The sequence below is a fragment of the Roseobacter sp. HKCC-CH-9208 genome (genome assembly GCF_037805125.1).
Lineage (GTDB): Bacteria > Pseudomonadota > Alphaproteobacteria > Rhodobacterales > Rhodobacteraceae > M30B80.
Window position 1 is genome coordinate 1,585,381 of the sequence record NZ_JBBLYK010000001.1, and the last position, 24,149, is coordinate 1,609,529.

Annotated in this window: 21 protein-coding genes, 1 tRNA gene and 1 riboswitch; of the genes, 19 read left to right on the top strand and 3 right to left on the bottom strand. The window is 56.4% G+C overall.

The annotated features are described in order from the left end of the window. Nucleotides 1-238: 238 nt before the first annotated feature. Nucleotides 239-1,630: a sensor histidine kinase gene (locus AAC621_RS08000; RefSeq protein ID WP_340254081.1), complete on the top strand. Its 1,392-nt coding sequence runs from the start codon at nucleotides 239-241 to the stop codon at nucleotides 1,628-1,630. A 47-nt stretch (nucleotides 1,631-1,677) separates the two neighbouring features. Next, a tRNA-Arg gene (locus tag AAC621_RS08005) sits at nucleotides 1,678-1,754 on the top strand. A gap of 86 nt (nucleotides 1,755-1,840) precedes the next feature. Here the strand turns inward: AAC621_RS08005 and AAC621_RS08010 are convergent. Continuing rightward, complete coding sequence (locus AAC621_RS08010) at nucleotides 1,841-2,407, bottom strand: DUF1285 domain-containing protein (RefSeq protein ID WP_340254084.1); 567 nt, start codon at nucleotides 2,405-2,407, stop codon at nucleotides 1,841-1,843. A gap of 112 nt (nucleotides 2,408-2,519) precedes the next feature. Between AAC621_RS08010 and AAC621_RS08015 the strand changes: the two genes are divergently transcribed. Genes AAC621_RS08015 through AAC621_RS08030 form a run of 4 tightly spaced genes read left to right on the top strand, consistent with a single transcriptional unit; the run spans nucleotide 2,520 to nucleotide 9,304 of the window. Beyond that, the gene (locus AAC621_RS08015; RefSeq protein WP_340254087.1) at nucleotides 2,520-3,521 is read left to right on the top strand and encodes an AAA family ATPase; all 1,002 of its coding nucleotides are present in this window, start codon (nucleotides 2,520-2,522) and stop codon (nucleotides 3,519-3,521) included. Then, a complete protein-coding gene (locus tag AAC621_RS08020; RefSeq protein WP_340254090.1) occupies nucleotides 3,522-4,418 on the top strand; it encodes a DUF58 domain-containing protein in 897 nt (298 codons plus the stop codon). Beyond that, nucleotides 4,415-7,210 carry a DUF4159 domain-containing protein gene (locus tag AAC621_RS08025; protein ID WP_340254093.1) on the top strand — a complete coding sequence of 932 codons (2,796 nt, stop codon included), beginning with the start codon at nucleotides 4,415-4,417 and terminating at the stop codon, nucleotides 7,208-7,210. Before AAC621_RS08020 ends, AAC621_RS08025 begins: the two co-directional genes overlap by 4 nt. A 3-nt stretch (nucleotides 7,211-7,213) precedes the next feature. Further along, complete coding sequence (locus tag AAC621_RS08030; RefSeq protein ID WP_340254096.1) at nucleotides 7,214-9,304, top strand: hypothetical protein; 2,091 nt, start codon at nucleotides 7,214-7,216, stop codon at nucleotides 9,302-9,304. Here AAC621_RS08030 and AAC621_RS08035 read toward each other — a convergent pair. Beyond that, nucleotides 9,291-9,701 (bottom strand): CopD family protein, encoded by a 411-nt coding sequence (locus tag AAC621_RS08035; protein ID WP_340254099.1) that lies wholly within the window; start codon nucleotides 9,699-9,701, stop codon nucleotides 9,291-9,293. The genes AAC621_RS08030 and AAC621_RS08035 overlap by 14 nt on opposite strands. 122 nt (nucleotides 9,702-9,823) lie before the next feature. On the opposite strand from AAC621_RS08035, the gene AAC621_RS08040 reads away from it, so the two are divergent. The 4 genes from AAC621_RS08040 to AAC621_RS08055 all read left to right on the top strand — a co-directional run bounded on the left by AAC621_RS08040 (nucleotide 9,824) and on the right by AAC621_RS08055 (nucleotide 14,435). After that, entirely contained in the window at nucleotides 9,824-11,263 is a 1,440-nt protein-coding gene (locus AAC621_RS08040; protein ID WP_340254102.1) for an FAD-linked oxidase C-terminal domain-containing protein, read from the top strand. A gap of 64 nt (nucleotides 11,264-11,327) precedes the next feature. Continuing rightward, nucleotides 11,328-12,467, top strand: a complete 1,140-nt coding sequence (locus AAC621_RS08045) for an FAD-binding protein (RefSeq protein ID WP_340256403.1) — start codon at nucleotides 11,328-11,330, stop codon at nucleotides 12,465-12,467. Between the two features lie 18 nt (nucleotides 12,468-12,485). Beyond that, complete coding sequence (gene glcF / locus AAC621_RS08050; protein ID WP_340254105.1) at nucleotides 12,486-13,808, top strand: glycolate oxidase subunit GlcF; 1,323 nt, start codon at nucleotides 12,486-12,488, stop codon at nucleotides 13,806-13,808. Between the two features lie 153 nt (nucleotides 13,809-13,961). Then, nucleotides 13,962-14,435 (top strand): Hsp20 family protein, encoded by a 474-nt coding sequence (locus AAC621_RS08055; RefSeq protein ID WP_340244575.1) that lies wholly within the window; start codon nucleotides 13,962-13,964, stop codon nucleotides 14,433-14,435. Nucleotides 14,436-14,569: 134 nt separating this feature from the next. Here the strand turns inward: AAC621_RS08055 and AAC621_RS08060 are convergent, their stop codons facing one another. After that, complete coding sequence (locus AAC621_RS08060) at nucleotides 14,570-15,400, bottom strand: hypothetical protein (protein WP_340254108.1); 831 nt, start codon at nucleotides 15,398-15,400, stop codon at nucleotides 14,570-14,572. 153 nt (nucleotides 15,401-15,553) lie between these two features. Between AAC621_RS08060 and miaB the strand changes: the two genes are divergently transcribed. The 9 genes from miaB to trmB all read left to right on the top strand — a co-directional run bounded on the left by miaB (nucleotide 15,554) and on the right by trmB (nucleotide 24,137). Beyond that, nucleotides 15,554-16,876, top strand: a complete 1,323-nt coding sequence (gene miaB / locus AAC621_RS08065; RefSeq protein ID WP_340244573.1) for a tRNA (N6-isopentenyl adenosine(37)-C2)-methylthiotransferase MiaB — start codon at nucleotides 15,554-15,556, stop codon at nucleotides 16,874-16,876. 246 nt (nucleotides 16,877-17,122) lie between these two features. After that, on the top strand, nucleotides 17,123-17,665 hold the full coding sequence (locus tag AAC621_RS08070; RefSeq protein ID WP_340254110.1) for an OmpA family protein: 543 nt from the start codon (nucleotides 17,123-17,125) through the stop codon (nucleotides 17,663-17,665). An 11-nt stretch (nucleotides 17,666-17,676) separates the two neighbouring features. Further along, entirely contained in the window at nucleotides 17,677-18,003 is a 327-nt protein-coding gene (locus tag AAC621_RS08075) for a hypothetical protein (protein ID WP_340254113.1), read from the top strand. A gap of 124 nt (nucleotides 18,004-18,127) precedes the next feature. Next, complete coding sequence (locus AAC621_RS08080) at nucleotides 18,128-19,147, top strand: PhoH family protein (RefSeq protein WP_445322497.1); 1,020 nt, start codon at nucleotides 18,128-18,130, stop codon at nucleotides 19,145-19,147. An 11-nt stretch (nucleotides 19,148-19,158) separates the two neighbouring features. Continuing rightward, nucleotides 19,159-19,653 carry an rRNA maturation RNase YbeY gene (gene ybeY, locus AAC621_RS08085; protein WP_340254116.1) on the top strand — a complete coding sequence of 165 codons (495 nt, stop codon included), beginning with the start codon at nucleotides 19,159-19,161 and terminating at the stop codon, nucleotides 19,651-19,653. A 44-nt stretch (nucleotides 19,654-19,697) separates the two neighbouring features. Continuing rightward, a complete protein-coding gene (locus AAC621_RS08090) occupies nucleotides 19,698-20,597 on the top strand; it encodes a hemolysin family protein (RefSeq protein ID WP_340254119.1) in 900 nt (299 codons plus the stop codon). Nucleotides 20,598-20,599: 2 nt separating this feature from the next. After that, nucleotides 20,600-22,120, top strand: a complete 1,521-nt coding sequence (lnt, locus tag AAC621_RS08095; RefSeq protein WP_340254122.1) for an apolipoprotein N-acyltransferase — start codon at nucleotides 20,600-20,602, stop codon at nucleotides 22,118-22,120. An 18-nt stretch (nucleotides 22,121-22,138) separates the two neighbouring features. Then, nucleotides 22,139-22,188: riboswitch (SAM-SAH riboswitch) on the top strand. A 6-nt stretch (nucleotides 22,189-22,194) separates the two neighbouring features. Next, the gene (gene metK, locus AAC621_RS08100; RefSeq protein WP_340254125.1) at nucleotides 22,195-23,376 is read left to right on the top strand and encodes a methionine adenosyltransferase; all 1,182 of its coding nucleotides are present in this window, start codon (nucleotides 22,195-22,197) and stop codon (nucleotides 23,374-23,376) included. 59 nt (nucleotides 23,377-23,435) lie between these two features. Next, entirely contained in the window at nucleotides 23,436-24,137 is a 702-nt protein-coding gene (gene trmB, locus AAC621_RS08105; protein ID WP_340254127.1) for a tRNA (guanine(46)-N(7))-methyltransferase TrmB, read from the top strand. Nucleotides 24,138-24,149 lie beyond the last annotated feature (12 nt).

The following is a 24,149-nucleotide window of genomic DNA, read 5'->3' on the forward strand; positions in this document are numbered from 1 at the left end:
TGCTCCAGTTTGTTGGTCGGCGCGCGCCTACGCGCGCAAGTCACACGACCAAAAGAATCCGTATAAGGCCTGCGGCATACGCAAAGCAAAGCGGCGTGTCAATAAATGCGCGCGGTAAAATGCAACCTAACTCAAGTTTATTGTGATGGGCATAGAATCGCGCAACATATGCGCGGGGCGTTACAATTCCACAATAAAACAACTATCTATGTGGTTGAGGGTATGCGGGGAAGGTTTCGTGTTTAACACACTCTCGGGACGATTTTTGATTTTGACCCTGTGCTTCGTAATGTTGGCAGAGGTTTTGATCTTCGTGCCATCGGTGGCCCGATTCCGTGAGGATTATCTTTTGTCGCGCCTTGAGAGGGCGCAAATTGCGTCACTGGCCCTTTTGGCGAATGATGGGATGGTTGATCCTGCGCTTGAGGATGAATTGCTGCGCAATGCTGATGTTTTAAACGTTGTGTTGCGGCGGGACGCGGTGCGGGAACTGGTGCTCGCTGCGCCGCAAATCCCACCTGTGGCCACCACCTATGATCTGCGCAATCCTCCATCCTTGGGTTTGATCCGCGATGCCATGATGCAGCTTTGGGATCAAAGAGATCGCACAATCCGCGTGATTGGGGCGCCTGTGCGCGATGCGGGCCTTGAGATCGAGGTGACCATGCACAGCGCCCCCTTACGCGCCGCGATGGTCGAGTTTGGCCTGCGGATCCTTGCCCTGTCGGCGGTGATTTCTGCCTTCACGGCGGCGCTTTTATTTTTCTCTGTGCGGTTTTTCCTTGTGACACCTATGAACCGCGTGGTCGGGCAGGTGCGCGCCTATGCAGATGCACCCGAAGATGCCCGCCGCATCATAACGCCAAGCGCGGGCTTGCATGAGTTGCGGGATGCCGAGGTCGCTTTGAATAAGATGCAGACCCAACTGACCGCCGCCCTGAAGCAGAAGGATCATCTCGCGCAGATGGGCGCGGCTGTGGCCAAAATCAGCCATGATTTGCGAAATATCCTGACCACAGCCAGTCTGATGGCGGATCGTTTGGAGGGCAGCGATGATCCTGCCGTGCAGCGCACCGCGCCAAAGTTGCTGCAATCCTTGTCACGGGCGGTCAATCTTTGCGAAGGCACCTTGGCCTTTGGCCGTGCGCAAGAGCCACCACCTGCCTTAGCACGGGTCGATGCAGCGGGGTTACTGCGCGATGTGGTGGAAAGTGAATCGCTTGGGCCAGATGCGGAGGCGATTGAATTCGATATCTCTGTTGAAACAGGTTTGACCCTGCGCTGTGATGCTGAACAGATTTTCCGCGTGTTGAGCAACCTTATCAGCAACGCAAGGCAGGCCATTGCAGCACAAGGGGGGGCAGGCGTGATCTGTATCTCGGCCCAAGCTGCGCCAAATGAAGACGGGTGGGAAATTCGTATTCGCGACACGGGCCCGGGACTGTCAGAAAAGGCTCTAGAACATTTGTTCAAACCTTTCCAAGGCAGCGCGCGCAAAGGTGGCTCGGGTCTTGGCCTTGCCATAGCGGCGGAATTGGTGCGCGGGCATGGTGGCGCGCTGACTTTAGAATGCAGCACCTCTGAGGGCACTGAATTTAGAATTTGGCTGCCCTCGCAACCTTTGGGGTGAATTCGCCCTTGCGCTGCGGTGACATGGGCGTTAAGAGCCACCTCCACGCGCTGGTAGCTCAGTTGGATAGAGTACTTGACTACGAATCAAGGGGTCGGGGGTTCGAATCCTCCCCAGCGCGCCATTTTCCTTACATTTTAGGTTTGTTTGTCCGTGGTGCTTCGCCTCTGCGCTTGAGTTTCAGCGGCATGACGCCAGTAGAGCTTTGGCTTAGGTTGTGAGTTCTGAGACAGGAATAAAGGGAAAGAATGTCCCGCAAGACCAGACGCCGAACCAGTCTGCGCCGCTCGTGTTATACGCCACACCAAGATCGACAAGCCGATAAAAGCTCTTGCGATCGATAAGCGCCTCAAGGCCGCTGCGCACCATAACGTAAGGCGAAGGTTTCCCATCTGCGCTGCGGGTGAGGCGAATGGGGCTTTGGGCGCTGGCCCTGACGGTGTCGCCCACATTGGTTGTGAATTGCACCTCTTGCGCCGCGCCCTCGCCTATCACGGTAAAATCCTGCGCTACGAACGGGGCATCTTCGACCCTGATCCCCACCTTTTCTACGGGGGTCACAAGGAAGTATTTGTCCCCCTCCCGTTTCAGAATCGTTGAAAACAGGCGCACCATGCGCGGTCGCCCAATCGGGGTGCCGTTGTAAAACCATGTCCCGTCACGCCGAATTTCCATGTCGATATCGCCGCAAAAGGGTGGGTTCCATTGATCTACAGGGGGCAGTTTGCCTTGCTTTTGCGCATTGGTCGCGGCGGCCAATAGGGATTCAGGCGTCATGGTCACGATGTTTTGTCTCCTATGGGCTTTTGCCATTTGTGGTCGGCGCCATAGTTAGATTTACTAGCGAACAGGTTACGACCCCAACATAATCATTATGCGGAGCATTTCTATGGCTGAGCTTGAAAACCTGACATCCGAGATTGATCGGCTTGGTGCGCAGCTTGGTCAGGCGCGGGCAGAAATTTCCAAACGCATTATCGGTCAAGATCAAGTGGTCAGTTTGGCCCTGGCAGCGATGTTGTCAAACGGCCATGCCCTGCTGATGGGGTTGCCTGGTTTGGGGAAAACACGGCTTGTCGATACGATGGCCCAAGTCATGGGTCTGCGTGCCAATCGGGTGCAATTTACCCCTGACCTGATGCCCGCCGATATTCTGGGGTCCGAAGTTTTGGATACAGGCGCAGATGGGCAGCGCAGCTTTCGCTTTTTGGAGGGGCCTGTATTTTGTCAGCTGTTGATGGCCGATGAGATCAATCGCGCCAGCCCGCGCACGCAAAGCGCCCTCCTGCAAGCGATGCAGGAGCGAGAGGTCACAATCGCGGGTGCTGCACGCCCATTGCCCGCCCCATTTTTGGTTCTGGCCACGCAGAACCCGATTGAACAAGAGGGCACATATCCATTGCCTGAGGCGCAGCTTGATCGCTTTTTGTTGCGCATTGATGTGGCCTATCCTGATCGCGCGGCGGAGCGGGACATATTGATTGCGACAACGGGCCCAAGTGAGGCGGCAACAGCCCAAGTCTTTACCGAAGCCGATTTGATTGCGGCACAAAAATTGGTGCGCCACATGCCCGTAGGGGATCGGATTTGTGACATGATCCTTGATCTGGTGCGCGGATGTCGCCCTGACCCTGCGGCTGATCCCGCGCGGATCGCGGCGCATTTGGCTTGGGGTGCGGGGCCGCGTGCCGCGCAGGCCTTGATGGTTTCGGTGCGCGCACGGGCGTTGATGGAGGGGCGATATGCGCCTTCTGTCGAGGATATTCGCGCTATGGCCCCTGCTGTTTTGATCCACCGCATGGCGCTTGGTTTTGCCGCGCGGGCCGAAGGCCATGATCTGGCCGCTCTCTTGACCCGCGAAATTGATCTTGTTTTGGATCACGCAGCCTAAATGCCCCCACGCGCCTTGCATAGTGATCCAAACGATCTCATGCGCCTCCGCGCTGATGCGGCTGCCCATGCCGCACGTTTGCCCGCGTTGTTGGTTGCGGCAGAGCATTTGGCGTCCAGCCTGCATTTGGGGGATCATGGCCGCCGCCGCGCAGGCGGGGGGGATGAGTTTTGGCAATATCGACATGTCCAAGCAGGGGACAGCGCCACAGCGATTGATTGGCGCAGGTCGGGGCGAGGGGATGGATATTACGCCCGCCAAACCGAATGGCAGGCTGCGCAAAGCCTGCTGATATGGTCTGACCCTGCAGCCTCTATGCGGTATAGTTCTCTCTCTGATCCAATGGCGCAAAAACGGATGCGCGCGGATGTGATTGCGTTGGCCTTGGCCGAATTGGTTTTACGCGCGGGTGAACGGGTCGGGTGGTTAAATAGCCAGACCCCGCCGCGTGCAGGGGTCACACAGCGCGAAGGTTTGGTACGCGATTTGCTTGCCCCAAAATCAGGCGCGGTCATGGCGCAGAGCATACCCAAAGGCGCAAAGATCGTGATCCTGTCCGATTTTCTGCGGGGGACGGATGAATTGGCCATGGTTCTGCGCAAGGCGACCGAGGCGGGCGCGCGCGGTGTCATTCTTCATCTTATGGATCCCGCTGAAATGGCCTTCCCTTTTGCGGGACGCGTTTTGTTCCAAGATCATCACGCAGGGCCCGAGTTCGAGACGCAAGCGGCAGATGCATTGCGCCATGAGTATCAAGCACGGTTAGACGCCCATCGTGCCAATCTGATGACCGAGGCACAGCGCCATGGATGGCCCTTTTTCACTCATGTAACCGACCACCCTGCCAGTGTGGCGTTGAAGTCTATCTATCAGGCTTTGTTAGAGGCGCGGCAATGATTGGGGCGCTTGGATTTTCGGCGGCATGGGCCTTGGCGGCTTTGGCGGTGTTGCCCGCCCTTTGTTGGCTGTTGCGCGTTGTGCCGCCGCAGCCAAAGCGCGTTTACTTCCCCGCGCTGATCTTTTTGCTGGGATTGACCGATCAAGAAAATGACAGTGCCAAAACCCCGTGGTGGCTGTTGATGCTACGCCTTATGGCGGCAGGGTTTTTAATCTTGGCCTTGTCTGGCCCCTTGTTGAACCCGCCTCCGTCTGAGGGGGATGAAACGCCACAAGCCCCTTTGGTGATTTTGCGCGATGGGGGTTGGGCAAGCGCGCTTGATTGGTCTGTAGAACAACAGGCCATCGAGGCCAATTTGCGCGCCGCCATCCGCGATGGGCGTGCTGCTGTCGTCATTAGCCTGACCGAGCAGCCTCAGGCTTCGCTTGAGGCGCTGTTGACCTCTGGGGATGAGCAAATCACGCGGTTGTCTGCGATGCGTCCCGCACCCTTCGTGCCCGATTATGGCGCATGGTCAGACTGGTTCGCAGAGCAATCCATCCTCTTTGACGGGCTTTGGTTTTCAGACGGATTGGCGCATGGCAGTGAACGCGCGGGCCTAGCTGAGCTTTTGGCGGCGCGGGCGGCGCGGCTGCGCGTGATCGAAACGGGCGACAATCTTTTGCGGATGGTCGCCCTTGCCCCGCTTGAGCAAGGCGGGGATGGTGTCACACTTAGGCTCTTGCGCGCGGAATGGCCTGCGTTGCCAACGGCGCGTTATCTCGTGCAAGGGTTTGGGCCGGATCCATCAGGCGTGCCGCGCGTGTTGGTTGAGGCTGAAGCGGTCTTTGAAGAGGGGGCTGTAGCGGCTAACCTTGCCCTTACCCTGCCGCCCGAATTGCGCAATCGCCTGACCCGCTTTGAAGTGGCGGGACAACCGCAGGCGGCTGCGCGTTTATTGATTGATGACAGTCTCGCACGGCGCGAGATCGGTTTGGTCGCGACAAATGCCCCTCAGGAAGGGCAGGCCTTGCTTTCCCCATTTCATTATCTGCGCGAGGCGCTGGCCCCAAATGTCGATCTTATCGAGGACGGTTTGGCCGAGATTTTGCCCGCAAACCCCGATGTGATCATTTTGGTTGATGTGACCCGTTTGCCCGAAACAGAACAATCTGATTTGACGGCATGGGTGGAACAAGGCGGTCTGTTATTACGCTTTGCTGGGCCACGAATGGCCGCATTGTCACCCGCCGAGATGCAAGCCGATGCATTGATGCCCGTGCAACTGCGCCAAGGTGGGCGTGCTTTGGGCGGGGCGATGTCATGGGCCGATCCGCGCAAGCTAGACCATTTCCCAGAGACATCCCCCTTTTTTGGCCTTGCCATTCCTGATGAGGTTACGGTCAGCCAACAGGTTTTGGCGCAGCCAGGCCCAGATTTGGCGGCGCGCAGTTTGGCCGCCTTGGAAGATGGCACGCCATTGGTCACGCAAATGACACGGGGCGCAGGTCGTGTCGTCTTGTTCCATGTGACCGCCAATGCAGAATGGTCGAACCTGCCGCTGTCGGGTCTGTTTGTGCAGATGTTAGAGCGGCTCTCTGTCTCTACCCTCCCGATCAGCACGGAGAGCAAAGATTACACAGGGCTTAGCTTTGTTTCTGCGCAAGTGTTGGACGGGTTTGGTGCGCTTTATGATGCGCAGGGCGAAATCACAGTTGCAGGTGAAGATTTGCAAAACGGGGCACTATCGGCCGATATGCCGCCAGGCCTGTATCAGACCACCACGGGTCGCGTGGCGCTAAATGTGATTAAATCTGCGCAGGATCTGACCGTGGCAGATTGGCCTGAAAATGTGTCGGTCATACGGGGGCTGAGCGCCCCACCAACGCCCCTTGCACCTTGGTTGTTCCTATTGGCGCTGATTGCGCTTGCCGCAGACATGATTGGCAGCTTGGCTGTTACGGGGCGGCTGTCTGTGCGGGCCAAAGCCGCGCTTTTTGTGGTGGTCTTGGTTGCACCCTTCGCACCCAGTGACGCGCAAACCCTAGCGCCCGAAGACATGTTTGGCCTGATGGCTACCGAAGATTTGCGCTTGGCATATGTCGTTACCGGCGATGATGCGGTGGACGAGATTTCGCGCGCAGGGCTGCAGGGTTTGTCCGATACGCTTTGGGCGCGCACCACGATTGAGCCGAGCCCACCCGTAGGTGTAGAGTTGACGCGCGATGAGTTGGCGTTTTTCCCGCTCCTATATTGGCCCGTGACAGAAGGCCAAAACCGCCCTTCTGATGATGTCTATCAGCGCCTCAATGCCTATTTGCGCGGTGGGGGCATGATTGTTTTTGATACCCGAGATGGGGATCTTGGCGGCATTGGTGGCGCAACGCCCGCTGCACGCCGTTTGCAGGATTTGGCGCAGGGCTTGGACATTCCGCCCCTCGCGCCAATCCCAGAGGATCATGTTTTGACCCGCGCCTTCTATTTATTGGCCGATTTCCCAGGGCGCTATACATCGCGCGATATTTGGGTTGAGGCGGCCCCACCCGAACCTGACCCTGCCGAGGGCATGCCCTTTCGCGCGCTCAATGATGGGGTGAGCCCCGTGATTATTGGTGGCAATGACTGGGCTGCGGCATGGGCGGTTGATGGGGTAGGTCGTCCACTCTTGCCCATTGGGCACGGATATGCCGGTGAACGGCAACGCGAAATTGCGCTCCGGTTTGGGGTCAATCTTGTAATGCATGTCTTGTCTGGAAATTACAAATCCGACCAAGTCCATGTGCCGGCCTTGCTGCAAAGATTGGGGAATTAAAGGATGGGTATGATGATCCTATTCGATCCTTATCTCCCTCCCATGGGCGTGGCTGTTTTGGCGGCTGTGTTGTTGGTGATCACGGGCTATGCTGTACTGCGCGGCCTGCGCGGGTGGCCCTATCGTGCCGTTGCGGCGATGGTTGCACTTGTGGCGCTGATGCGCCCAATCTGGCAGGAGGAAACCCGCGCCCCTCTGGCCGATATCGCCCTAGTGGTGGTGGATCAATCGGCATCGCAAGGCTTGGCCGATCGTCCCGCCCAAACCGAAGCCGCGCTTGCCGCCCTTGTCGCAGAATTAGAGGCAAAAGGGGTCGAGGTTGAACTGCGCTATGTGGCCGATGCGGATGGCAATCAAGGGACGCAGCTGTTGTCTGCCTTAAGCGGGCTTGCCGCGGAATTGCCCCAAGAGCGCATTGCTGGCGCATTTTTGCTGACAGATGGGCAAGTGCATGATCTGGACGCAATGCCCAGAGGGATTGGCCCCGTTCACGCGCTGATCACGGGGCAGACGGATGATTGGGATCGTGCCCTTCAAATTGAAACTGCCCCCGCCTATGGCATTTTGGGCGAAGATGTAAAAATTGCATTGCGTGTCAGTGATTTCGGCCCCCTCCCTGATGGGGTGGATGCGCGCCAGACCGAGGTGATTTATTCGATTGACGGGAACGAGCGACAACGCGCGATTGTGCCAATTGGGCAGCCGCTTGAATTAACATTGAACCTCGCCCATGCAGGACGAAACGTTGTGCGCTTTGAGGTGCCTGTGCAGGCGGGGGAATTAACCCCGCGCAACAATGTCGCTTATGCGCAGGTCAATGGGGTGCGGGATCGTTTGTCGGTGTTGCTTGTCTCCGGCGAGCCACATATGGGCCAACGGACATGGCGCAATTTGTTGAAATCTGACCCTGCGGTGGATTTGGTGCATTTTACCATTCTGCGCCCCCCTGAAAAGCGCGACAATGTTCCTGTGTCGGAATTGTCCTTGATTGCCTTTCCCACGCGTGAGCTGTTCATGGATCAAATTGATGATTTTGATTTGATCATCTTTGATCGGTATCAACGGCGCGGGATATTGCCCCTGATCTATCTTGAAAATGTGGCGCGCTATGTCCGCGATGGCGGCGCGGTTTTGGTGGCGGCGGGCCCAGATTTTGCGGGGGCAGGGTCGCTGTATCGCTCACCTTTGGCCGATATTTTGCCCGCCGAGCCGACCGCGCGCGTGTTTGAAGAACCATATGTGCCGCATCTTTCCCGCCTTGGTGCGCGCCACCCTGTGACGCGTGGCCTTGAGGCGGCGCATTTACCCATAGCAGGATCAGATCAGCCATGGGGGCGGTGGTTCCGGCAAGTTGAGGTTGCCCCAAACGCGGGCGACGTCGTGCTTGAGGGGGTGGGTGATGCGCCGCTTTTGATCCTTGATCGTGTGGGCGAGGGGCGTGTCGCGCTCTTGGCCTCGGATCATGCATGGCTGTGGGATCGGGGATACGAGGGCGGCGGCCCACAATTAGAGCTTTTGCGCCGTCTGGCCCATTGGATGATGAAAGAGCCAGATCTTGAGGAGGAGGCGCTAAGCGCCGAAGCCGATGGTCGCGAGATGCGCATCATTCGTCAAACTATGGGGGCGGGCGTTGCCTTAGTCATTGTGACAGCGCCAGATGGGGAAGACATCACCGTGCCATTGCGTGAGACGGCCGAAGGCATGTTTGAAGGCAGCTATCTTGCCCCCGAAGATGGGCTTTACCGCGTAAGCGATCCAAATGCGGCAGATCTGTCAGATATCGTTGTGGGCATTGGCCCTGCCAACCCGCGTGAATTTAACGAGGTTGTAGCGACAGGCGATCTTCTTCGTCCTCACCTAGAGGCAACGGGCGGGGCGGTGTTTTTCCTCCGCGATGCTCTGCCTGGTCTGCGTCTTGTGCCAGAAGGGCGCGGTGCAGTGGGGCGCGGTTGGATGGGGATTTATGCCCGTGACGCCTTTGTCACGGAGGATGTGCGCGCCCGACCGCTTGTTCCTGTTTGGGTGTATCTGATCGTAGGTTTGGCTGCGCTTGCCGCCGCATGGCTGCGTGAAGGGCGCTTTAGAAGGGCTTAAAGACCACCACGATTAAAACGGCGATGGCGCCAAACACGCTGACCTCATTAAAGACCCGCAGGTAAAAATCGCTTTCGCGGAACTCGCCTTTTAGGGCGCGCAGGATCAAGCGACCCGTCCACGCGTAATGCGCGCCAAGCAGGCTGACGAGGCCCAGTTTCACCCAGACCCAAGGCGCGAAATTCCAAAACCACCCAAGCCATAGCCCAGTGGCAATCGCAATGACACCAAGCCCTAGCGAAAAGCGGTAAATGCGAATCGTCAGATCGCCTGTTGGGCCAAATTCACCAAGCCACGCATATTCCCGTTTCCAAAAGATAATGGCGCGGGGGACAGCAAAAATACCTGTCATCCAGCCCATGACGCAAAGAATATGTATGACTTTGACCCAATCCATGCTGCCTTGCTGCCTCTTTTGTTATGTCTCGTCTATGGGCAATTCGGTCGCGCATGGCTTTTGCTTGCGCAATCCTTCAAATTGGTCTAGAAATCTTACCAATACCGCAGGGAGGGCTGATTATGGAAATGCCAAAACCAAACCCCGCCATTTTGGCCAAGCGCACGCGGATCATTTCGCGGTTGCACGATGTGCTGCCCCATGATGCGGTTATTGATGATCCGCATGAAACGCGGGCCTATGAATGTGACGCTTTGACGGCCTATCGCTGCCCGCCTTTGGCGGCGGTGTTGCCCCAGTCCACGGCTGAAGTCTCTGAGGTGCTGCGCATTTGCCACGAAGAGGGTGTGCCTGTTGTTCCGCGTGGTTCTGGCACCTCGCTTGCAGGCGGGGCCTTGCCTACGGCCGATAGCGTCATTTTGGGGGTGGCGCGCCTGACACAGGTGTTGGAAACCGATTACGACAATCGATTCATCCGTGTGCAGACAGGGCGCACCAATCTCAGCGTGACGGGCGCTGTTGAGGCGAATGATTTTTTCTACGCCCCCGATCCATCAAGCCAATTGGCCTGCGCGATTGCGGGGAATATCGGAATGAATTCTGGCGGTGCGCATTGCCTGAAATATGGGGTGACGACCAATAACTTATTGGGCATCACGATGGTGATGATGGATGGCACAGTTGTTGAGATTGGAGGCGCGCATTTGGATGCGGGCGGCCTTGATCTTTTGGGCGTGATTTGCGGCAGCGAAGGACAGCTTGGCGTAGTCACGGAGGCCACTTTGCGTATCCTCCGCAAACCCGAAGGTGCGCGCCCCGTATTGATGGGATTTGACAGCAATGAGGTCGCAGGGGAATGCGTCTCTGATATTATCAAGGCGGGCGTTCTGCCTGTGGCAATCGAATTCATGGATCGACCCTGTATCGAGGCGACCGAGGCCTTTGCCAAGGCGGGCTACCCGATGTGCGAGGCCTTGTTGATTGTCGAGGTTGAAGGATCTGAAGCGGAAATCCGCGAACAATTGGATGTGATCCTCGACATTGCCAAGCGCCACAATCCCGTGGAATTGCGTGAGGCGGCAGATGCCGATCAGGCCGCACGCATTTGGTTGGGCCGAAAATCCGCCTTCGGTGCGATGGGTCAGATCAATGATTATATGTGCCTTGACGGCACGATCCCCGTCTCAAGCTTGCCTTACGTTCTGCGCCGCATCGGCGAGATGAGCAAGGAATACGGACTTGGCGTTGCCAATGTCTTCCATGCAGGGGATGGCAATATGCACCCGTTGATCCTGTTTGATGCCAACAAACCAGGCGATCTGGAGCTGTGCGAGGCTTTTGGCGCGGATATCCTCAAGCTCTGTGTTGAGGTGGGCGGTTGCCTGACGGGCGAACATGGGGTGGGTATTGAAAAGCGTGATCTGATGCTGACGCAATATACCCCAACAGACCTCGAAGCGCAGCTTTGGGTGAAGGATGTGTTCGACCCCAAATGGCTCTTGAACCCTGCAAAGGTGTTTCCGCTTTCGGTCACTGAAACCCGCCGCGATCACGCTGCCTAAGCGAAATTTCATCCCCCGATCTCGCTCTTGGGGGCCTACCTTATGAAAGGGACGTTGCGCTATGTTGCAACCGAAATCTGAGGCTGAATTGGCCGATTGTCTCGCCGTAGCAAAACATCCCATGGCGATCCGTGGTGGTGGCACCCGCCCGATTGGCCGCGCGGTTGCGGGCGAAGTTTTGTCAACGGCGGCCTTGACGGGGATCACGCTTTACGAGCCGGGTGCGCTGACCTTGGTCGCGCAAGCTGGTACGCCCTTGGCCGAAATTGAGGCCGTGCTTCATGCCGAGAACCAGCGCCTGCCCTTCGAGCCGATGGATCATCGCGCGCTTTTGGGCACAGACGGCACGCCCACAATCGGTGGGGTGGTTGCTGGCAATGTTTCGGGGCCGCGCCGCATTCAAGCGGGCGCCGCGCGTGACAGCTTGATCGGCGTGCGTTTTGTTGATGGGGCGGGAACCGTCATCAAGAATGGCGGTCGCGTGATGAAAAACGTCACGGGCTATGACCTCGTGAAACTGATGGCAGGCAGTTACGGCACGCTTGGGGTTCTTTCCGAAGTCTCCTTCAAGCTTCTTCCTGAAGTCGAAACCTGCGCCTGCCTGATCCTTGAGGGGCTGTCGGATCAGTCCGCCGTGGCCGCGCTGTCGCGCGCCCTAGCTTCGCCCTATGAGGTGACAGGGGCCGCGCATGCCGCCAATCGTGGTAGCAGGTCACGCACCATGCTGCGTCTTGAAGGTTTTGCCAAAAGCGTGGCCTATCGGACAGATGCCCTACGCGGCGTTCTTGCCGAGTTCGGGGAAGTGGAGGTGATATCTGATCCCGATCTGGTGCGCCAGATGTGGAAAGATCAACGTGATGTGACTGCGTTTGCGGGGCAAACGGGCGATGTCTGGCGCATCTCGTGCAAACCTAGTGACGGGCCTGCAATCGGCGCGAAAATCAAGGGCGAAGTGATCTATGACTGGGGTGGCGGTCTCATTTGGGCCTTGGTTGGCGAAGGGCATGATCTGCGCAAGACCCTTGGTGCATCTGGTGGCCATGCCACGCTGATCCGTGCATCTGAGGCCACGCATGCGCGCATCCCGACCTTCCACCCTGAGCCTGCGCCTTTGGCGGCGCTGTCAGATGGGTTGCGCCGCAAATTCGACCCAAAAGGAATTTTGAACACAGGGCTGATGGCCACGGCCATGCCTGCCGCATAAGGAAGGGCGTGTTTCGCCATGCAGACGACATTCACCCTAGAACAGCTTGCTGATCCCGCCACTGAGCGCTCGAACGAGATTTTGCGCGCCTGTGTCCATTGCGGATTTTGCACGGCCACTTGCCCAACCTATCAAGTGTTGGGCGATGAGTTAGACAGTCCGCGTGGGCGGATTTATCTGATCAAGGATATGCTTGAATCTGGGCGTCCAGCAGACGCAAACACCGTCAAACATATTGACCGCTGCTTGTCCTGTTTGGCCTGCATGACCACCTGCCCTTCGGGGGTGCATTACATGCATTTGGTCGACCACGCCCGCGCCCATATTGAGCGCACCTATAAGCGCCCCTTTATGGATCGTGTTCTGCGCTTTGCCTTGGCGAAAATTCTGCCCTATCCGACACGGTTTCGCCTTGCACTTTTGGGGGCGAAGATTGGGCGGCCTTTTGCCTTTTTGATGCCTGATGCGCGGCTCAAGGCGATGTTGAACATGGTGCCTGCGCAAATCCCGCCCGTTAGTCGCAATGATGATGCGCAAAGTTTTGCGCCGCATGGCACGCGCAAAATGCGGGTTGCTTTGATGACGGGATGCGCACAACGGGCGCTGAATACGGATATCAACGATGCCACAATTCGCCTGTTGCGCCGTTTGGGCTGCGAGGTGGTTGTGGCCGAAGATGCGGGCTGCTGTGGGGCCTTGACCCATCACATGGGCCGCGAGACGGAATCGCATGCCTTTGCGGCAGCCAATATCAAAGCATGGATGCGCGAGGCGCGCGGCGCAGGATTGGACGCGATTGTGATCAACACGTCTGGCTGTGGAACCACAGTCAAGGATTACGGACATATGTTCCGCAATGATACTTTGGCGGAAGATGCTGCAACCATCTCAGGTCTTGCGATGGATATTTCAGAGCTTCTACAAAAGTTGGACTTGTCTGCCGCCAAAGCCCCCGAAGATTTGAACGTGGCCTATCATGCGGCCTGTTCGCTGCAACATGGGCAAAAGGTGAAAACCGCGCCAAAGGATTTGCTCAGAGCCGCAGGGTTCACGGTGCTGGAACCTGCCGACAGTCACCTATGCTGTGGATCGGCAGGCACATATAACCTCATGCAGCCTGAAATCTCGGGCAAGCTTAAGGCGCGCAAAATCCGCACGCTTGAGGCCTTGCGGCCCGATGTGATTGCTGCGGGCAATATCGGCTGCATGATGCAAATTGGGTCAGGCACAGGGCATCCTGTGGTGCATACGGTCGAGTTGCTTGATTGGGCCACAGGTGGGCCGAAACCGCCTGCGATGTCGCGCGCACCGCAGGAAATGCCTGTGCCAATCTTGCGCTAAATCCCTGTTTCAGGGGTCTTGAAACCCGAACAGCTGCTTCCAATATCAGAGAGGTCGGTGCCGCCAAGCGGGCCGACCTGAACCTTTGTTGGCGTGTCTCATGATGTAGAGCGCCACGAAAACCTTGGTATCGCTTCTGATGGAGGATGTCCTATGCGAAACTACGACCTAACCCCCCTATACCGCGCCACTGTCGGCTTTGATCGTATGGCTGATTTGTTAGACAGCCTGCTGACGCAGGAAACGGGCGCGAACAGCTATCCCCCCTATAATATCGAAAAAACCGATGAGAATACCTATCGTATTTCAATCGCTGTTGCGGGTTTTTCAGAGGCTGAATTGCGTGTTGAGCAACGCGAGACGGAACTGGTCATCGCGGCCCGCAAAGAGAAAGACGACACCGCCCGCACCTATTTGCATCGTGGCATTGCGACCCGCGCCTTTGAGAAGCGGTTCCAATTGGCCGATCATGTGCGTGTGACCCAAGCAAGCCATGAGAACGGCATGTTGCATGTAGATCTCTTGCGTGAGGTGCCAGAGGCAAAAAAACCGCGTCAGATTGCAATCACATCTGGCAAGGCATCCAAACAAACACCTGCACTTGAAGTAACAGATGTAGAGGTCTGAGACAGACCTTCAGACACCCCTGCGCGTGCGCCCTCCCTCGCGCGCGCAGGCGGTGATCGGTGGCAGGACTGGGCGTGGCCCTAGAACCATTGCCCCGGTTCCATCAGCCCCAAATCCATCAATTGCTGACTAGACTATTGGAACCGCTTTGAGCGGTGCCAGCGAAAATCCCCGATCTCATAGCGAGACCCTGCATTGCTGCGCAGTGCTTTGGCCACGCGAAACGAACAGATGGTTGCGGTGATGGAATGGTGCCATTGGCACGCAAAAGTGTTCATTTCCTCGTCACTGAGGCGATGATCTTCGAACATTTGCAGCCCTTCCTTCGCCCGAAAGAACCCGATCCGATCAATGCGCCGCCGTTCTTTGGGAACATGTTCCTCAAAGCGCCAGCGTAAACCGCCCAAAAAATCATGTTCGCGATCCTTAGCGCGGCCCGTTTCATCACGGCGCGCATCGGCAAAATACCCTGCACTGTCGAGCATGGCATGCTCTAGGTTCACGGCACTTGGTGCGATGTTCAGGTCTTGTGCGTAGAGATCAATCACATAGGTCAGCGCGCAGTCGCGGCGTTCTTCCGCGATGAAGGCTGCCATTTCGCTGTCAGTGCGATCCTCGCAGAACGGGTAAAAGAAATATTCAGCGTTATAGCAGTAATGAACCCATTCATTTGGCACGAGAGGGATTAGCGCATTCACAAGACGGGCGGCAGCATCTGCGCGGCGGGTTTGCGCGCGAATAATCGAAACAGTGTTTGGGGTGTGCCCCTCTGTCTCGGGGGTAATGTCCAAACCAGTGGGGGCTGCGATGAACACATGGCGAAACCCCAATTGCATCAAATGAGACAGTGTCGAGGCCAATTCAACCCGATCCTCTGCAATCAAAATTGCAAAAGGCCCCTTGCCAAACCCACCCCGCGGCAGGCGGCGAAATTCGGCCAAAGATGCATAGTCTTTGATCTGCATATGCGGTTTATTCCGACCAATTCTGAAATTTTTGTAACCCAAACCCAATTTGCGGGGCTTTGTGGTCTATTGCAATGGGTCACATGCGTTGATGTGCGCCCCCTCTTGGGCTAAATGACCCTGTGCTGCGATCTGCGAAAAAGGCCCCATGCAATGACTGAACCCAAAAAGCTATTCGTGAAAACCTATGGCTGCCAGATGAATGTCTATGACAGCGAGCGTATGGCAGAGGCGCTGTCTGGTCAGGGCTATGAGCAGGTGGGCAGTGCGGAAGAAGCGGATATGATCCTGCTGAACACGTGCCACATTCGCGAGAAGGCATCGGAAAAGATCTACTCGGAATTGGGCCGCCTGAAACCTTTGCGCGATGAAAACCCCAATCTGAAAATCGGTGTTGCGGGCTGTGTCGCGCAGGCCGAAGGCGAAGAGATTATGCGCCGTCAACCGATTGTGGACTTGGTCGTTGGCCCGCAGACTTATCACCGTCTTCCTGCCATGATGCGCGCGGTTGAGGCAGGGGAAAAGGCCCTTGATACGGATTTCCCCGAAGAAGATAAGTTTCTGCATCTGCCAAAAGATCGCCGTGCTAAGCGCGGGCCTTGTGCGTTTTTGACGGTGCAGGAAGGCTGCGACAAATTCTGTGCGTTTTGCGTTGTGCCCTATACCCGCGGCGCTGAGGTCAGTCGCCCCGTTGCGCGCATTTTGGGGGAGGCGCGCGATCTGGTCGAACGCGGCGTGCGCGAAATCACGCTTTTGGGGCAAAATGTGAATGCCTATCATGGGCAAGATGAGGATGGGCGTGAATGGGGGCTTGCGCGCCTGATCCGTGAATTGGCGAAAATCGAAGATTTGGCGCGTATCCGCTTTACCACATCGCACCCTAATGACATGGAAGATGACCTGATCGCGGCTTTTGGCGATTGTGACAAGCTGATGCCCTATCTTCATTTGCCTGTGCAATCGGGGTCTGATCGTATTCTCAAAGCGATGAACCGCAAACATACCGCGCAGGACTATCTCGACCTGATCGCACGCATCCGTGACGCGCGCCCTGATTTGTTGCTGTCAGGGGATTTCATCGTGGGCTTCCCCGGCGAGACAGATGAAGACTTCGCGCAAACGATGGATTTGGTGCGCAAAGTGAATTACGGACAGGCCTATTCCTTCAAATATTCCGCGCGTCCCGGCACGCCCGCAGCCGAGCGTGCAGATGTCGCGCCTGAGATTGCAGATGCCCGTTTGCAAGAATTGCAGGCGCTTTTGACCGAACAACAAAGGGCGGCTCAAGACGGTATGGTGGGGCGCGAAATGCCAGTTCTGTTTGAAAAGCATGGGCGCCAAGAAGGGCAATTGATTGGGAAATCGGGCTATTTGCATTCGGTTCATGCTATCGCGCCCGCGGAATTAATTGGCCAAGTGGCAATGGTTCGAATCATTAAGTCTGCCACCAATTCCTTGACAGGCGCGTTGGTATAGTCTGCGGATGTCTGGGGTGGCCTTTGGCGGTTAGGATGCCCCAATAGGAACAATTTCTAACAATTTGTTGAGATTTTTTCTCAATTTATATCTAAATATTGATATATTTTTCTTTCCGAAGCGAAATTGCTCGGATATTCTCTCGAATAATCGCGCTGTTAACCATTCTTCCGCATTTTAGCTGGATGGTCGCAGGGAAAGAATTTTGAGATTGGGCGTGCTTTTGAAAAGCTTATCCAACATGGAATGGCACATGCCGTGCGGTTTTTGGCGATTGGGCTGCTTGCCTTTGTGCCACAATTCGCGGCGGCGCAGAGTGGGTCTATTTCTGGCCGCGTGCAGCCGGGGATCTGGATTGATCCTGACTGCTGTATGCATTGGGTCGCCGATGGCGGTCTTGAGGGCTACATGGAGGGACGTGTGAATCCCCAAACGGGGATGCCTGTCTGTATGCGCGTCAACGCCTGCGCAGTGACGAATAGCGATGTTTTTTTCGCGACAGACAGCGCGCATTTGACCGCAAATGGTCGCGCGCAGTTGGAACAGTTTTTCCGCTCGGCGGGTGCGTTTGCCTATGCGATTTATGGGCATAGTGATGCGCGCACCTCAGATGAATACAATATCCGCCTCTCGCAGGCCCGTGCCGAATCGGTGGCCAATGTGGCGCACGGTGTTGGGGCGTGCGTGGCGCGTGAAATTGGCTATGGCGAACGCCGACCAATTGCGCCCAATGACAGCACCTCCAATATGCAGCGCAACCGCCGCGTTGAAATCGTATGTTATAGATGAAGGGGGCCATGATGCGTCAGCGATATTTGGCGATTACCCTAATCAGGGCGGCTACATTTTTGTCGGGTTGTTCAGGTCTAGACCGCCCAATTGCGAGTAATCGTGATCGCGGTTTTGACGCAAAAGACCTGAGCCAGTTACAGGCCGCCATCTATCTCGACCCTGATGGTTGCCACATTTGGATGATTGACGATGGCGCGGAAGGGTATTGGTCGCGCCGCCGTGATCCCGTGTCTGGCTTGCCTGTTTGCACGGCTCTTGCGCTGCCAAATTCAGTTGTTGGTGACTACGCTACAGGTGGGGTTGTGCCTGATACTCGCTCCTCTGGTCTGTTCTAGGCGCAAAAATCGGTCATCTGTCGCCTAGATATGTGAAATTTTCGTGCATATCACACTAGCTATTGATTTGGCTGCGAGGGCTTGGCACTCTCAACTCAGGAATCTTCTCTGAGCGAAGGAGAGTATGTTGGCATTGTCCACGTTGAGCGCACCCGCCACCCCTAAATCTGGCCCCCCTGCGGATTTGCAGCTGAGCTTTCCTGACAATCGCCTTCTGATCGACCTTTGTGGAGAATTCGACCGAAATCTCACGCAAATTGAAACAACGCTATTGGTGCAGATCATTCGCCGTGGCAACCAATTGGTCGTGCATGGCGAGGCGCGGGAGCGCGCGGCCGAAGTTTTGGGCAGTCTCTATGCGCGATTAGAGGCAGGAAAATCAGTAGAGGCCGAAGATGTCGAGGGCGCAATCCGTATGCGTGGCTCTGTTGAGGGGACAGGCGTTAGCGCGGGTGACCAGATTGAAATGTTTGGTGCATCCTCGTTGGAAATCGGCACCCGCAAGAAAACGGTCGAGCCTCGCACCGATGCGCAAAAAGCCTATGTTCAAAACTTGCTGAAAAACGAACTGGCCTTTGGGATCGGCCCTGCGGGAACGGGAAAAACCTATTTGGCGGTTGCTGTCGCTGTGAACCGCTTGATCAATGGCCATGTGGATCGGATCATCTTGTCGCGCCCCGCCGTAGAAGCGGGCGAGCGTTTGGGATTCTTGCCTGGGGATATGAAGGACAAGGTCGATCCCTATATGCAGCCCCTTTATGATGCGCTGCACGATTTTCTGCCCGGTCGGCAATTGCAGAAATTTATGGAAGAAAAAACCATTGAAATTGCACCTTTGGCGTTTATGCGGGGGCGGACATTGGCCAATGCCTATGTGGTTTTGGACGAAGCCCAAAACGCAACCACAATGCAAATGAAGATGTTCTTGACCCGTCTGGGACGCGGCAGCCGCATGGTTATCACGGGTGATCGCAGTCAGGTTGATTTGCCGCGTGGCGTAAATTCTGGCCTTGCTGAGGCCGAACGCATTTTGGGTGCTGTCTCAGGGATCAGCTTTAACTATTTCACCGCAAAAGATGTGGTGCGTCATCCGATGGTCGCCAAGATTATCGAGGCCTATGACGCCGATGAGGTTAAAGGTTAGGCGCAAGGCGCATGGAAATTGACATTCTGATGGAAAACCCTGCGTGGCAGGCCTGTGACATTGAAGATGTCACTGCGCGCGCGGCAGAAGGTATATGTGCCGAGCTTAGGCTTGATCCTGCGCGGTTTGCAGTTTCGGTTTTGGCCTGTGACGATACCCGCATCGCAACCCTAAACAGCGATTTTCGCGGCAAGCCGACACCGACCAATGTGTTGTCTTGGCCCGTAGAAGAGATTGATCTGCCCCTTGGTCAAATGCCCCAATTGCCGACCCCCGCCGCGGATGGCCCACCACATGAATTGGGCGATATTGCAGTCGCCTATGAGACTTGCGCCCGCGAGGCGGAGGAGCAGGGCAAAGATTTTGATGATCATTTGACCCATTTGATGGTTCATTCGATCCTTCATTTGTTGGGATTTGATCATGTAAATGACCCCGATGCCACGGTGATGGAAAGTTTAGAGACACGCATCCTTGCCAGACTGGGGGTTGCTGACCCATATTAGGGTGGATGGCACGAGTTTTGTCAGTGTAACCTTGGAAAGGGGCTATGAGCTCAAATCCCGAACCCTCGTCTATCGCGGCGCAAAGCGCGCCCCTTGATGACGAGCCTCTGCCGCAAAGGCAAAGTTTCTTCTCCCGTCTTTTTGGGTCTAGCCCATCAGACCCCGATCATGCAGATCATGCCGAAGGCGAAAGCTTGAGCCACCCCGCAAGCGAGGGTAAATCCTTTGCGCAATTTGGCATGTCCAATCTGCGCCGTTTGCGGGTCGAGGATGTGTCGATCCCGCGTGTCGAGATAACGGCGGTGCCCGCTGATATCAGCCTTGACGATCTCATCGCGGTGTTTCGCGAAAGCGGCAACACGCGCCTACCTGTTTACGATAGCACCCTCGATAGCCCCATCGGCCTCGTCCATTTGAAAGACGTTGCTTTAGGCCATGGCTTTCACAAGTCGGACGGTGATTTCGATTTACGCTCTATGCTGCGGCCCTTGCTTTATGCACCGCCCTCCATGCCGATTGGGGTGCTTCTGCAAAAAATGCAGACCGAGCGCACCCATATGGCTTTGGTGATTGATGAATATGGCGGTGTCGATGGTTTGGTGACCATCGAAGATTTGATCGAACAGGTCATCGGTGAGATTGAAGATGAGCATGATGTCGAAGAAGACAGCCCATGGAGCCATGAGAAATCAGGCGCTTATCTCGCCCTTGCCCGCGCCCCATTAGACGAGTTTGAAGCCGAGATTGGGATCAAACTGCTGGACACTGACGAAGATGAGGAAATAGACACCCTTGGTGGTTTGGTGTTCAAACTAACGGGGCGTATTCCCGCGCGCGGGGAAATCGTTCCGCATCCTTCTGGTGCCGAGTTTGAAGTTGTCGATGCCGATGCGCGGCGGATCAAACGGTTGCGTGTGCGATTGCCCAAAGGTGACGCTGCGTGATCATGACACGGCTGCGCGATCCACGTCTGTTGGCATTTTGCGCAGGTTTAGGCGCGGCTCTGGGCATTGCGCCGTTTAACATACTCATCGCGATCCCGTTGGGATTGGGCGCTTTGATCTATCTCTTGGCCCAATCGCCAACCCCTAAGGCCGCCGCGGTTTCTGCGTTTTGGGGGGGATTGGGCTACTTCATCCTTGCGCTGCATTGGATTGTCGAGCCCTTCATGGTCTATGCAGCGCAAGAGGGGTGGATGGCCCCTTTCGCGATTTTGGGCTTATCAGGTGGGTTGGCCCTGTTTTTCGCACTGCCCGTCTGGGTGATCTGCGCCTTGGCCCGTCCCCAAGGCCGCGCGGCCCGCATCATGGCGATAGTTCTGGCGCTGTCATTCGGGGAATATCTGCGCGGCTATATCCTGACGGGGTTTCCTTGGGCAATGTTTGGCCACGCCATGATTGGCACCAATCTACGGATTTTGGCAGGGGTCATCGGTGCGCATGGGATGGGCCTCCTGTTGCTCGGTGCGGCGGGTCTTTTGGCCCATTTTACAATTAACGGCGCGTGGCGTTTCGTTGGGGGGCTGTTGGGCGGCATTGTGGCGCTTTGGGTGTTCATGCCAGTCTTTCCCGCGCCACAGGCGGCCCCAGATGCGCCGCTCATCCGCATCATTCAACCCAATGCTGCACAAGACCTCAAATGGCGGCCTGAGATGAAGCCGTTTTTTCAAGATCGGATTCTTGATCTCACCGCTCTGCCCGTCCGTGAGGCAGGGGGCGCACGGCCCGATTTGGTGCTTTATCCCGAAACGGTTTTAACTTCGCTCTTGGAGAATACTGAAACCATCCGCCAGGATCTGGCCTCTGCTGCAGGCGGTGGCATATTGTTTTTGGGCGCACAACGTCTTGACGGGGAGGTTGCTTATAACTCCCTTGCCTTGGTGGATCAAACCGGCGCAGTGACTGCAACCTATGATAAGCATCATTTGGTGCCTTTCGGGGAATATATGCCCTTGCAATCCCTTGCGCGCGAGATGGGGTTGCACGGGCTCGCAAATCGCATGGGTCTAAGTTTCTCACGCGGGTCAGGGCCACAGGTCTTTGACCTCGGCGCAGATCTTGGAACGGTGTTCCCGATGGTCTGTTACGAGGCGATTTTCCCGCATTATATCACGGATGTGCCGCGCCCTGATTGGATGTTCCATGCCACCAATGATGCGTGGTTTGGTCAGTTTTCAGGCCCGTACCAGCATTTGGCCCTGCTTCAGCTGCGCGCAGCAGAGCAAGGTTTGCCCGTTTTGCGCGCCGCCAATACAGGGGTCAGCGCCGTGATAGATGCGCGTGGCGAAATCATGTCTGCTTTGGGAATGGGAGAGATGGGTGTGATTGATGCCACCTTGCCCCCATCCTTACCCACGACCCTTTATGCGCGGTTTGGGGATGTAGCTTATGGGGCGATGCTTTTCGGGCTCTTGGGCGCATTTTTGCGTAAGCGGCGTGTTGACATGGTTGATCCCACCCGCAGTTGAAGATAAAGCGGCGCAATCTTGGCCCCACAACGGCTTCCTGACGTGGCGGCTTTAATCCCAATGGAGCACTTATTATGTCCCGTAAGCACTATGTTTTCACCTCCGAATCCGTTTCGGAAGGTCATCCTGATAAAGTATGCGATCGTATCTCTGATGCGGTCTTGGACGCGTTTTTGTCCGAAGAACCCGAAGCGCGTGTTGCCTGCGAGACTTTCGCCACGACCAATCGCGTTGTTATCGGCGGCGAGGTTGGTTTGTCCGACCAAGATAAGCTGCGCGACTACATGGGCCGTATCGAAGATATCGCCCGCGCGTGTATCCGCGACATTGGGTATGAGCAGGACAAATTCCATTGGAAAACCTGTGAGATCACCAACCTCTTGCACGAGCAATCCGCCCATATCGCACAAGGCGTGAACGCCGCAGAGGATAAAGACGAGGGTGCAGGCGACCAAGGGATCATGTTTGGCTTTGCCACCAATGAAACCCCTGATCTGATGCCCGCCCCGATCCAATATTCCCATGCGATCCTGCGCCGTTTGGCTGAGGCACGCAAATCGGGCGCGGCCCCGCAGCTTGGGCCAGATGCGAAATCGCAGCTTTCTGTGCGCTATGAGGATGGCAAGCCAGTTGAAATCACTTCCTTGGTTTTGTCGACACAGCATTTGGACGAAAGCATGACCTCCGCTGGTGTGCGGGACTTGGTCGAGCCTTATATCCGCGAAGTGCTGCCCGAGGGGTGGCTGACCGCCGCCACAGAATGGCACGTTAACCCAACGGGTAAATTCGTCATTGGTGGCCCTGATGGCGATGCGGGCCTCACAGGGCGCAAGATCATCGTAGACACCTATGGTGGCGCGGCCCCACATGGCGGCGGTGCGTTCTCGGGCAAAGATCCAACCAAGGTGGATCGCTCAGCCGCCTATGCGGCGCGCTATTTGGCGAAAAACGTGGTGGCTGCGGGTCTTGCAGATCGCTGCACTATTCAGCTTTCCTATGCGATTGGCGTGGCCAAGCCTTTGTCGATCTATGCCGACACACATGGCACGGGCAATGTCGATGAGGCCGCGATTGAGCGCGCCGTGGCGCAGGCGATGAACCTGACCCCACGCGGCATTCGCCTGCATTTGGGTTTGAATAAGCCAATCTTCCAGCGCACCGCGGCCTATGGCCATTTTGGCCGCGCCCCCGAGGCAGATGGTGGCTTCTCGTGGGAGCGCACTGATCTGGTCGATGCGATCAAATCCGCGCTCTAATTTGAACCTTGCACATGGAGTATGGCCCTGACCGATTTTGGTGGGGCCTTCTTTCAAAGATGACCGAAGCCAGACCCCACCGCAATTTCTATGGCCGCCGTAAAGGGCATAACCTGCGCGACAGCCAAGCAGCCTATTTGGAACAGGACTTGGCCAAGCTTAGTCCTGGCGCGGTTGATTGGGACGAGAACCCCGATCGCACAGCCCTTGATCTTGAGACGCTGTTTGGCGGGCGCGATGTTTGGCTTGAGGTCGGGTTTGGCGGCGGCGAGCACATGGTGCACCAAGCCGCGCTGAACCCCAATGTCGGATTGATTGGTTGCGAGCCCTATATCAATGGCGTGGCCATGCTGCTTGGCAAAATCCGCGCCAGCGGTGTCGCCAATCTGCGGGTTTTTCCGGGCGATGTGCGCGATATTTTTGATGTGCTGCCTGATGCATCAATAGCGCGTGCGTTTTTGCTTTATCCTGATCCGTGGCCGAAGAAACGCCACCATCGCCGCCGTTTCGTCACGCCTGAGCATTTGGAACCTTTAGCGCGGGTTTTGCAGCCCGGCGCGATTTTTCGGGTTGCCACTGATATTCCCGACTATGTCCGCCAGACATTGGAGGAAGTTCCAAAGGTAGGGTTTGAATGGTTGGCCGAAGGGCCAGAGGATTGGCGCAAACCTTGGGGCGATTGGATTTCCACCCGTTACGAACAAAAAGCCCTGCGGGAGGGGCGGGTTCCCCATTATCTGACCTTCCGCCGATTGGGGTAATACCCTCAAAGC

Coding starts and splice junctions, on each gene's coding strand:
- AAC621_RS08055 (WP_340244575.1), top strand. CDS start 13,962: ATGCGAAACTACGACCTAACCCCCCTATACCGCGCCACTGTCGGCTTT.
- AAC621_RS08070 (WP_340254110.1), top strand. CDS start 17,123: ATGGCACATGCCGTGCGGTTTTTGGCGATTGGGCTGCTTGCCTTTGTG.
- trmB (WP_340254127.1), top strand. CDS start 23,436: ATGACCGAAGCCAGACCCCACCGCAATTTCTATGGCCGCCGTAAAGGG.
- glcF (WP_340254105.1), top strand. CDS start 12,486: ATGCAGACGACATTCACCCTAGAACAGCTTGCTGATCCCGCCACTGAG.
- AAC621_RS08075 (WP_340254113.1), top strand. CDS start 17,677: ATGCGTCAGCGATATTTGGCGATTACCCTAATCAGGGCGGCTACATTT.
- AAC621_RS08015 (WP_340254087.1), top strand. CDS start 2,520: ATGGCTGAGCTTGAAAACCTGACATCCGAGATTGATCGGCTTGGTGCG.
- miaB (WP_340244573.1), top strand. CDS start 15,554: ATGACTGAACCCAAAAAGCTATTCGTGAAAACCTATGGCTGCCAGATG.
- AAC621_RS08030 (WP_340254096.1), top strand. CDS start 7,214: ATGGGTATGATGATCCTATTCGATCCTTATCTCCCTCCCATGGGCGTG.
- AAC621_RS08080 (WP_445322497.1), top strand. CDS start 18,128: ATGTTGGCATTGTCCACGTTGAGCGCACCCGCCACCCCTAAATCTGGC.
- AAC621_RS08090 (WP_340254119.1), top strand. CDS start 19,698: ATGAGCTCAAATCCCGAACCCTCGTCTATCGCGGCGCAAAGCGCGCCC.
- AAC621_RS08020 (WP_340254090.1), top strand. CDS start 3,522: ATGCCCCCACGCGCCTTGCATAGTGATCCAAACGATCTCATGCGCCTC.
- AAC621_RS08035 (WP_340254099.1), bottom strand. CDS start 9,701: ATGGATTGGGTCAAAGTCATACATATTCTTTGCGTCATGGGCTGGATG.
- AAC621_RS08060 (WP_340254108.1), bottom strand. CDS start 15,400: ATGCAGATCAAAGACTATGCATCTTTGGCCGAATTTCGCCGCCTGCCG.
- ybeY (WP_340254116.1), top strand. CDS start 19,159: ATGGAAATTGACATTCTGATGGAAAACCCTGCGTGGCAGGCCTGTGAC.
- metK (WP_340254125.1), top strand. CDS start 22,195: ATGTCCCGTAAGCACTATGTTTTCACCTCCGAATCCGTTTCGGAAGGT.
- lnt (WP_340254122.1), top strand. CDS start 20,600: ATGACACGGCTGCGCGATCCACGTCTGTTGGCATTTTGCGCAGGTTTA.
- AAC621_RS08010 (WP_340254084.1), bottom strand. CDS start 2,407: ATGACGCCTGAATCCCTATTGGCCGCCGCGACCAATGCGCAAAAGCAA.
- AAC621_RS08025 (WP_340254093.1), top strand. CDS start 4,415: ATGATTGGGGCGCTTGGATTTTCGGCGGCATGGGCCTTGGCGGCTTTG.
- AAC621_RS08040 (WP_340254102.1), top strand. CDS start 9,824: ATGGAAATGCCAAAACCAAACCCCGCCATTTTGGCCAAGCGCACGCGG.